The 10,047-nt window shown below is 46.1% G+C and carries 10 protein-coding genes; 9 read left to right on the forward strand and 1 reads right to left on the reverse strand.

Annotated features, from left to right (window positions below; all coding sequences use genetic code 11):
* Positions 1 to 18 precede the first annotated feature (18 nt).
* Complete coding sequence (mltG, locus tag FNE76_RS05235) at positions 19 to 924, reverse strand: endolytic transglycosylase MltG (protein ID WP_120948625.1); 906 nt, start codon at positions 922 to 924, stop codon at positions 19 to 21.
* Between mltG and FNE76_RS05240 the strand changes: the two genes are divergently transcribed.
* From FNE76_RS05240 to FNE76_RS05280, 9 genes are all read left to right on the forward strand, one after another.
* Positions 923 to 3,919 (forward strand): YhdP family protein, encoded by a 2,997-nt coding sequence (locus FNE76_RS05240; RefSeq protein ID WP_235852400.1) that lies wholly within the window; start codon positions 923 to 925, stop codon positions 3,917 to 3,919. The genes mltG and FNE76_RS05240 overlap by 2 nt on opposite strands.
* A complete protein-coding gene (locus tag FNE76_RS05245) occupies positions 3,873 to 4,100 on the forward strand; it encodes a FeoA family protein (RefSeq protein ID WP_120948620.1) in 228 nt (75 codons plus the stop codon). Before FNE76_RS05240 ends, FNE76_RS05245 begins: the two co-directional genes overlap by 47 nt.
* Positions 4,076 to 4,723 carry an endonuclease III gene (gene nth / locus FNE76_RS05250; RefSeq protein ID WP_185963002.1) on the forward strand — a complete coding sequence of 216 codons (648 nt, stop codon included), beginning with the start codon at positions 4,076 to 4,078 and terminating at the stop codon, positions 4,721 to 4,723. The genes FNE76_RS05245 and nth overlap by 25 nt, the downstream gene beginning before the upstream one ends.
* Positions 4,724 to 4,807: 84 nt before the next feature.
* Positions 4,808 to 5,227: a flagellar motor switch protein FliN gene (fliN, locus tag FNE76_RS05255; protein ID WP_006017947.1), complete on the forward strand. Its 420-nt coding sequence runs from the start codon at positions 4,808 to 4,810 to the stop codon at positions 5,225 to 5,227.
* Between the two features lie 10 nt (positions 5,228 to 5,237).
* On the forward strand, positions 5,238 to 6,047 hold the full coding sequence (locus tag FNE76_RS05260; RefSeq protein WP_235852289.1) for a hypothetical protein: 810 nt from the start codon (positions 5,238 to 5,240) through the stop codon (positions 6,045 to 6,047).
* Positions 6,040 to 7,041 carry an energy transducer TonB gene (locus FNE76_RS05265; RefSeq protein ID WP_162983101.1) on the forward strand — a complete coding sequence of 334 codons (1,002 nt, stop codon included), beginning with the start codon at positions 6,040 to 6,042 and terminating at the stop codon, positions 7,039 to 7,041. The genes FNE76_RS05260 and FNE76_RS05265 overlap by 8 nt, the downstream gene beginning before the upstream one ends.
* Positions 7,041 to 8,057, forward strand: coding sequence for a dihydroorotase (pyrC, locus tag FNE76_RS05270; RefSeq protein WP_120948622.1), 1,017 nt, complete (start codon positions 7,041 to 7,043; stop codon positions 8,055 to 8,057). The genes FNE76_RS05265 and pyrC overlap by 1 nt, the downstream gene beginning before the upstream one ends.
* A complete protein-coding gene (locus FNE76_RS05275; RefSeq protein ID WP_185963003.1) occupies positions 8,054 to 9,199 on the forward strand; it encodes a sialidase family protein in 1,146 nt (381 codons plus the stop codon). The genes pyrC and FNE76_RS05275 overlap by 4 nt, the downstream gene beginning before the upstream one ends.
* On the forward strand, positions 9,196 to 9,774 hold the full coding sequence (locus FNE76_RS05280) for a hypothetical protein (protein WP_120948623.1): 579 nt from the start codon (positions 9,196 to 9,198) through the stop codon (positions 9,772 to 9,774). The genes FNE76_RS05275 and FNE76_RS05280 overlap by 4 nt, the downstream gene beginning before the upstream one ends.
* Positions 9,775 to 10,047 lie beyond the last annotated feature (273 nt).

The raw sequence follows: 10,047 nt of genomic DNA on the forward strand, positions 1-10,047 counted from the left end.
TGGCACACTTCTTTTGTGTTATGGATTGCTCAAGTGGATATTTTTAACATGATCTTTGTAGTGCTGGCTAAAGACATGCACGCCGGCTTTATTTTTGACAAAATAGAGGTATTTGGTTTTAGCTGGAAAGAGGGTGGCTCTGATGGCTGGCTCGCTCACACTCCCCACCGGGTCTTTGGGCAGTCCCTTGTGTTTGTAGGTGTTATAGGTGCTGGTATCCTCTAAAATGCGCTCACGGGTAACTTTGGTGTGGGAATACTTGCCATAATTCAAACTCCCATCCATCTGCAAGGGCATATTTTTGTGCAAACGATTAAAGATCACACTTGCAATCAAGGGCATTTCTTGGGTATTAGCCGCCTCTTTTTGGATAATCGAAGCGATGATCAGCGTTTTTTCCCATTGTTTGGGATCGTAGTGCCCTAAAAGTTTGTGACTCAGGTTTTGGTAATAGTTAGAGGCATGTTTGATGAGGTGCTCTATGAGTTTATCCGCGCTCACACCCACAGCAAAGCGGTAGGTATCTGGCACAATGCCCGCTTCTTTATAGGGCGCGTGGGCATCATAGGCTTTTTGCAAATCTAGGACTTTTAGATGGAAGGTTTGGGCTAGTTTTTGCAAGAAAAAATAGAGAGTCTCGCCCGGAATGAGGGTGGCGTTTTGATAAAAGGCTTTAGAGAGGCTTAGGGCATACAAGAAATTGCCCTTGCTGATGTGGTCCTGATGGTTGGTGGGGATAAAGATATAACCGCTTTTTGGCTTTTTCCACACACCCAAAGCACTCATCATGCGTAAAATAAACACATCAAGGTGGTTCAAGCCCAGCCCTTCGTGAGTGAGTCTTTGGATAGGACCACTTGGAACATAAATAGCTTGGTAAGATTTTATCGGTATACTAAGATAAAAGACCAACGAAAGCACCATGCTCAAAGCAACCGTCAAGAGAATGTCCAGTCTTGTTATTTTTTTGGGTCTAGTGATGGTGCTCGCATTGATCTTATACATCGTGCTTAGGAATGGAATCCATGTTCCTTCTATTCAGTTTGGTAAAGTCAAACTGGAACAATTCTACCTAAAACTGGATAATAAATTCTTGTTAGAATTGGGTAGCTTGGATATATCCGCTCTACTCAAACCCCACCCGCATAAAAAACCCCCGCCCATTAACCAAATTGTGCAAGGGATTCGATCCGCCATTATCGGACTAGGGTATTTTAAAAGGATCGATCTCAAAGAGATTGTCTTTACCCCCAAAATTAAAGCCCGTGTGCGTTTTGATGGGGCAAATTTTGCGATTTCTTTGCCCGGCTGGGTGGAGAGTCGCATGCTCTTACAAGATCAAGGCGATCTGCATTTAAAAATCCTCAAATTGCATGTGATTCCCTATCGTATCCATGCCAGTGGGGATGTGTTCTACCATGTCAAATCCAACAAATTAGATTTCTACTTGCGTGCCTTGCCCATGCTGGACATCTCACGGATGAACTTGCGCGCCTCTAATCTCATCGCCTCCATTAAAGGGCAGACAGATTTTAAAAACTTAAGCCTCTCTCTTAGCACCAATGAATTCCACCACTTGGATTTTTTAAAGCCCTATATCCCCCACAAATTCAAAGCCACGCGCACTTGGATATTTGATCGTGTCCAATTCTCCAGCCTGCAGATCAAAGAGGCACACATTGGTTTTAGTCTAAAGACCAAGCACGCCTTGCCCTCTATTTTGGAACGCCTACGCGTTAGGGCATTGGTTAAAGAGGCGCGTGTGCATTTTAACCCTCTCTTACCCCCCATTCTCTCTAAAGAGGTTTGGCTAGAACTGAAGAATAAAAACCTCTACATGGAACCCAAGAACATCTTTTATGATGGGATGGCTCTGGAGGGCTCACGGGTGCAAATCGATCACTTAGAGAAAAACCAAAAACTCAAGGCACAGATTAAAATCGCCCCCAATACCGCCTATAAACGCGTTAAAAACCTGCTCAAAGGCTATGACATCCCCTTACCCATTCAAGACCTCCAATCCAAGATCAGTGCGGATTTGCTCTTAAATGTGCAATTTAGACACCAAGCCCATGCGCTCTTGTCCATGCAAGGGACTATCCAAGTGCAACAAGGCTCTTTTCTGCTCTACAATACCCCACTTTTTAGCCAAAATACCCAAATTACCTTAGACATCCAACCTGATTTGCACCGCCTGTATATCCAAACCCAACACACCCGTTACCTCAATATTGCCGATGTCGATGCCAACATCACGCTTGATTTCACACACAAACGCCTAAGTAGCCAAGCCAAAATCCACAAACTCCAATTCAACACCAATAACACCATCAACACAAGTCCCTTTGATCCTAACCGCTCTATGCCCGCACAAGTCCCACAACACCCCCTAGACTTAGATAGCCTTGGCGCATTGATTGCCAAAGGTACGCGCTCTAAGGCTTTTGAGAAAAAGATTTTGGAACAAATCCAAAGCCAAAACCAAGAAACCTTTAGCCAAGATGTGATCTATGCCACGCCCAAAAACCTCCCCACCCTAAGCTTTAGCTTGGACTTTTCCAAGCCCAACATCTTGAAAATCAAAAGCCAGCAACTCCAGCTAGAAGCGCAAATGGCGCAAAAAACCTATGTCTTGCAAATTAGAGACTTATCCAAGATCGCTCCTATCTCGCCCTTATTACGCTATTTTGCTGTCTATCAAGGGGCGGTGCAGATCAGCACCCAAGACTTTAAACGCTTTAATTTTGTCTCCAGCAATTTAGGTATTGATCTCCCCCTTTACCGCCACGATGGCGGTCGGCTCTCCTCCTTTGCGTTTTTAGGTACAATACAAGGGGACATGGCAGAAATCTTTAGTTTGGATGGCTCTGTTATGGCTAAGATTCAAGGGGGAGAGCGCATGATTTTTCTAAAGAATATTGATTTTAATTTAGATGAGTTTTTAAACTCTAAAATGCCCGCCATTAAAGAACTCCTCACCTTCAAACAACACACCCAGCCCACCCTAGAACAAGCCAGAAACGAAGAAATCTTTATCCGCGCCAAACAACGCTATGAAAAACGCCACCAAATCACCCCAGATGCCACCATTATCAATGCCACCAACTCCGTGCTCACCTTTAAAACCCTCCCTCTGATCTTTGATAGCGTGCGTTTAGTGGCTAGAGATGGGCGCGTGAAAGCCGATGCCATGTATGATCGCGCCATGGTTAATTTGGACATTGTGCATGCGAATTTGCACCTGAAAGCTAGCAATTTTAGCGGGGATTATATCAATATGGCTTTGCAAGGCATCACCAGTAAGAATCTGATTGAAGGCGGGCTTTATACGCTAGCAGGAACTTACCAAGACAACGCATTTAATGGGCAATTAACATTCCAAAATACGGTTGTCAAAAACTTTAAAGTCTTGCAAAATGTGATCAATGTGATCAACACCATCCCCTCCTTAATCGCCTTCAGAAACCCGCGTTTAGGCGTGAATGGCTATGAAATTTTAAAGGGAAGAGTGATCTTTGGGGGCAATGATGATTTTATTGGGATCGAAAAAGTCCAGCTCACCGGTGCCACTTTAGATGTCGATGGGAGCGGAATCATCAATCTCAAATCCCGTAAAATCGATGCTGTGCTCAACGTCTCAACCATCAAAGCTATTTCTAATATCATCAACAAAATCCCCATTGTCAATTACTTGATCTTGGGTGGGGATGGCAAAATCTCCACCCATGTGCATTTAAGGGGGAGTCTAGACAACCCCACTGCTAAGATCACCCTAGCCAAAGACATCGCCCAAGCTCCCTTTAGGATTTTGCGCCGTATTTTTACACCTATAGACATCATCGTTGAAGAAATTAAGAAAGGACTTAAAAGTCATGACTATCCTAGACTGTCAGAAGAATCAGAGCTACACAATCCTTAAGATTGAAGGGTGTGATGATGCGCTGAAAAACCGCTTTCTATCCTTTGGGATTGTAGCTGGGGCACAATTTGTGTTGTTGCACCACTCCTTGCAAAAAGCCACCTTGAGTATCGCTCTGGGGCGTGCCCAAATCGCCCTAAGAGCCCACGAGGCTAAATGCATTTTGGTCAAACCGCTATGAAAGCCCAAATTATCAAAGAACTCTTGCTGGCGCACTTCCCAGAACCTAAGACCGAGTTGCACTACACCAACCCCTATGAGCTCTTGGTCGCCGTGATTTTATCCGCCCAATGCACCGATGCGCGCGTGAATGCTACCACCCCCGCCCTCTTTAAGGCTTACCCCACCATTCAGACTTTAGCACTAGCCAATTTTACAGAAGTTTTAGCCCTCATTAAAAGTATCTCCTACCCCAATAACAAAGCCAAACACCTCATCAAAATGGCTGGGCAGGTCATGCAAGATTTTAACGGACAAATCCCTAGTACCCAGCAAGAATTAATGTGCTTGGCGGGTGTGGGTCAAAAGAGTGCTAATGTGGTTTTATCGGTGGCATTTGGGCAAAATTACCTAGCTGTAGATACTCATGTTTTTAGAGTAGCCCACCGCTTAGGCTTAAGCCACGCTAAAAGTGCCACCCAAACTGAAAAAGATTTGAGCGCGCTTTTTAAGCAAGACTTAGGTGCATTACACCATGCCTTGATCCTATTTGGGCGTTATACTTGCAAGGCGATCAAGCCCCAATGCGGTGCATGTTTTTTGCGTAGCTTTTGCTTGAGCCCCTCCAATTTTAAACCCCGCTAAACAAGAAATCAACCAAAATTGAGTATAATGACGGCCACCGGGCTTTTTTGCACTTAAAGACCCTAAAGAAGTAAGGTAACGGACATGGATAACCAAAATAATCGCGACACGCAGGGTGTGAGTATCCAATCTAACCCTACTCTAGCCACCCTAACACCCATTAACCCCAAAATCAAAAAACAACCCACCCTCAATCCTAGAGAATTGGAACTCACCACCTACCTAGAAGAGCTCATCAACGACTATAAGGGCTTGTTAGATATGGAAGTAACTTTCATGGCAGAATTGGGCGCGACCCTAATTCCGCTAGGTGAGGTCTTACGCTTTGAGCGCGGGTCGGTGATTGACTTGCAAAAACCCGCTGGGGAGAGTGTGGATACCTTCGTCAATGGGCGCGTGATTGGCAAGGGTGAGGTCATGGTCTATGAAAAAAACTTGGCGATTCGCCTTAATGAAGTTTTAGATTCCAATGCCATTGTCTATTACATTGCTAAGGACATGTAAGTTTAAGAGCATGGCGAAATTGGGTCGGTGGTTTTTAATCTATTTGCTGGGCTGTGTGTTTGTTTGGGCACAGGAGCTAAACCATGTCGAACATATCAAGGTCTCCCCCATGCCCGATCTAAGCACCCCCGGGGTAGCCCTAGATTTGCTCTTTGCTAAACCTCTCCTACAAACCCCCCAGATCTCAGCCCTACAAACCATCACGATCCAAAATATCGCCCCCTTTGCTCCCAAATTAGAACAATTTAGCACCAGCGTGCTCAAAAGCCTCAATGTCTATCCCCAAGATAACACTTTGTTGGTTGTCCCCAAAGGGGCGATTTTATTTGATGTTAAAGCCAAACTCTCCATCGATAAAAAGTATTTGCGTCTCGAATTTGTCCCTCTCATCCCTACGCTAAAAACCCAAACCCTAAGCACCCCCCCTACACCCAGCACGCCCCCAAAAGAATCCGCCCTAAACCAAGAAACAGCCCTCATTTTAGATTATGCGTGGAAGGTCTGTGCGGTCATTGGGGGTCTGCTCTTACTCTTATGGATTCTCAAGCGCAAGGGTACCCAAAAATTCCTCTTCCCCAAGGTGGGCTTAGAGCCTAGCGTAACTTTCATCAAGCCTCTAGATGCCACGCACAAGCTGGTTACCATTGAGGTGCGCAACCAACTTTATTTGATCTTGCTCAATTCCAACCAAAGCTTGATTTTGGATAAAATTAGCCTTGATCTACCCCTCAAAAAAGATTCTGCTCAATTGAAAGAAGAACTCATGGAAGAAGCCAAACAACATATCCGCCATTCTAAGCTCAGGGACCCCTATGCCTAGAAGAGGGCGCATGGCACCTGCAGTCTTGGAGGAGGCTTTAAGAAGCAGGCGTTCTGATCGCAATTTCTATATTTCCTTGCTCCTCTCATGCTTGCTCCACTTGTTTTTGTGGTGGCTCTTGCAATATGGGCGCGAATTTTTTGCCCACAGGCCTAAGCTAGTAAAAGTCAATCCGTCTAATTTATTGGTGCTCAAACGCGGGCGATCCCTGGATCCCACCAAGAACACCCCCGGGGCAAAGAGACTCTCTAGAGCCGCACCTAAAGCCGTTCCCCTACCCCACCCCCAAACAAGACCTACCCCACCTCCTACTCCCTATAAACCCAAACACAAAGTCGAACCCCAAAAAGTCCAACCCCGATCGATCGAGCCCAAGCACGAACGCATCGCTAGCCATGAGACCCACCACAAGGCTTTGCAACAAGAACAAAAAGAGGTGGTAAAAAAAGCTCCCCTAGAAACCCCTAAACAAGTTCCCCAAAAAGCCCCAGAACCCAAACACGCCCCCCAACACAAGGCCAAAAAAGCCCCCGCTGATGATTTTAACCCCAATAATTTATCCTTCTTGCCTTCTGAGCAAACCCCCCAACCCCAACCCAATCGCTCTAGAACCCAAAGTTATGAAGAAGACAAGGGCATGGACAGCCAAACCCGCAAGGATATTGACGAACTCTATGGCGAAGAATTTGGGGATTTGGGCACAGCTGAAAAAGACTTCATTAGAAGCAATTTGAGCGAGATTGGGCGAATCACGCAAAAATATTTGGAATACCCTAGTGCGGCTGGGTATTTGGGGCAAGATGGCGTGGATGCGGTGGAGTTTTATCTCCACCCCAATGGGGACATCACGGGATTAAAGATCATCTTGCCCTCTGGCTACAAACTCCTAGATGACAACACACTAAAGACCATCACCATTGCCTACAAAGACTATCCCCGCCCCACCACCACCACGCTGATTCGTATCCGCGTGCGCTACTTCATCTACCGCTAATGGACACCCTAACCTTACATAACCCCCTAGATATGCACTTGCACTTACGCGAGGGCGATCTGTTGCAAGCCATTTTACCCTTTAGTGCACGCTATTTTAGTGCCGCTGTGGTGATGCCTAATCTAGCCATCCCCATCACCAACACCGCCCTAGCCCTAGAGTATAAAGCTCGGATTGAACAAGCTGGCTTTTACTTTGCGCCCTTGATCGCGCTTTATTTGACCCCCGATTTGACACGCAGAGAGTTAGAAAAAGCTAGAGAAGCGGGCTTTTTTTTGCTCAAACTCTACCCCCATAATGCAACCACCAATTCAACCCATGGCGTGCAGAACATCTTAAGCCCCCAAATGTTGCGAATTTTAAGCGTGGCACAAGATTTGGGCTTTATTTTGTGTGTGCATGCCGAGAGTTTGGGCTTTGTGATGCAAAGAGAAGTGGAGTTCCACCCCATTTTAAATGCGCTAGTTGCCTATTTGCCCTATCTTACAATCATCATCGAGCACTTGAGCGATCGGCGTAGTATTCCCCTCTTGGAACAATATGAAAATCTCTACGCCACGCTCACCCTGCACCACATCGCTCTAAGCCTAGATGATGTGCTAGGCAACCACCTAAACCCCCATTTGTTTTGCAAACCTCTTTTAAAAACCCCCCAAGATCAACAAGCCTTGCTAGAGCTAGCCCTGAGCGCACACCCCAAAGTGGCTTTTGGATCGGATAGCGCACCGCACTTGATAGGGAATAAGCATACTTGTGCTTGCTCAGCGGGCATTTTTAGCGCGCCCATTTTGCTAGAAGCCCTCACAACTCTTTTTGATCGGCACCACGCTCTAGATAAACTCCCCGCCTTCATCAGCCACAACGCCCAACGCATCTACCACCTAGACCCCCACAAACTCCCCGCTAAGAGGATCACCCTCGCCAAAAAACCCCACACCCCTCCCAAGAGTTGTTATAATGACCAACTCCAAATCCCATTTTTCTTTGATTTGGCTTGGAGCGTGATCGATCCTTGAAACACTTTTTGGCTTTCTTGCTGGCTTTGAGCCTTGTAGGCGCGTGGTTACTCTTTTTAACCCCTAGGTCCTTTAGTCTAGCCCCAGCCCCCATACTAGAGCCCAGCACAGTGCCCCTAATTGTTAAAAAAATCCTCCCCCCCGCTAGAACTAAAAGCATGCATGCGGCCACCTTGGGCGCGCTTAATGCAGATTATCTCATGGGGGCTTATTTTGGGGGGAGTGCCGAGGGGGTGGGGGATGTTAAAATCTATGCCCATCTTTACAATCTGAAAACCCAAGAGTGGAGTCCGGCTATAAGTTTGCTCTCAGCCCCCCTATTGAGCCAAAAAGCCCATGAGTTTGTCAAAATCTTAGGTAACCCGGTGCTGTATGCCACCCACAACACTCTGTATTTATTTGTGGTGGGGGCGAGTTTGGGCGGGTGGGCGACCTCTAAAATTTATGGGCTCTCTGCTCCCTTGAATCGCGCCCTCAAACAGCTCCAGAACAACCAAAGTCCGCAACTAGATTTTATGCAAACTCTGCCTCTAAGCCCCTTTTTGAACATCAGCCATCTAGTGCGTACCAGTCCCCTACCCACTGATGATGGCGGGTTTGTGTTGCCCATTTATCAAGAGCTGGCTAGAAAAACCTCTTTGCTGTTAAAATTTGACACCCACGCGCGCTTAGAGAGCGTGATCCAACCCAATTCTTTAAAACAGCAACTCCAGCCCAGTCTCGTGCCCTACCAACATTGCGCTTTCATGGCATTTAGAAGTTACAAACGCTTTGATCTTTACACCCAAACCTGCCAATCCCCCCTAAAGTGGGATCAACCCAAGTTGAGTAATCTCAAAAACTATGACGATTCGCTTAATCTATTAAATGTGAATGGCACGATTTATTTGATCTATAATGCCCCGCTCCAAGAGGGCTATAATAGCCGTAGTGCTTTAATGTTGGCTAAATTTGCCCCCACACCAACCCAACCTGGCAATTTTAAGCCTTTGGGCATCTTGGATTCTACACAAAAGGGGGGCGAAGTGAGCTATCCGGCCACTTTAATTTTTAAAGATAAGGTGCATGTACTCTACACCAAGGATCGCCAGCAAATCCAACACCTAGTCTTTAATCTGGCTTATTTAAAAAGTTTGCCATGATTGCCCCTTCCGTTTTGCCCGCTTTGCTTTTGAGCGTGGCACTTAGTCTGTGTGTGGCTGTGTTTGCCCACAAACACGCTTGGTTAAAAGCCTTGTTGGTTTTTGGGATTTGCCATATTCCCGTGTGGCATGCCATGAGTCCATCAGCGTTGCTCGTGGGGTTTTTGGGCGCGCCTAGCCCCTTAAGTCTTGTATTGTGCTTGTGGGCTTTAATTGCCAAATACAAGGACTTAGAACGCTTTCCTTTTAGGGTGGCTTTATTCTTAAGCCTCTTTGGAGCCTTTGTGTTTTTAGACATGTTGGAACTCTTGCCCTTTAGTCTCACGCATGCCCGCCCAATATGGGTCATCATTAGCTTGTGTTTGTGGAGCGTGCTCGCCTTTTTGGTGCATAGACCCTTGGGCGTGCTATTTTTGCTCATTCTACTCTTAGAAGCCTTAAACCAGCTCAACAAGGGCGATTCTTTTGTTTTGCTTTATATAGGCTTTATGGATATTTATTTGTGGGCGGTAGCTTTAATCTGGGTGTTCAAAGGGATGTTAAAAACTCTCATTAGGAATTTAAAACATCGTTAGCCTATGGTGCTTGTGCCAACGCACACCAATAACTAAGTCTTCAAATCCCACATAACAAGGAACTTAAAACCCATCAAATGCGCTTGTTGGCACTCAATACGCCCGCTGGCAAAACTATTCCAAACACAAACACTTAGTAGCGTTTAATGAGCAAAAGCCCCCACCTAGAGTGGTGTAAGATTGATGACAAGCTTTGCATTACCCCCCTCTAGCCCCCTATGGTGGGCACTTGGTTAGAGGGGTAATTTGAATTTTGGATATGGTTAAAAACAG

Origin of the sequence: Helicobacter mehlei (assembly GCF_007280785.1) — a bacterium.
Classification (GTDB): Bacteria; Campylobacterota; Campylobacteria; order Campylobacterales; family Helicobacteraceae; genus Helicobacter; species Helicobacter mehlei.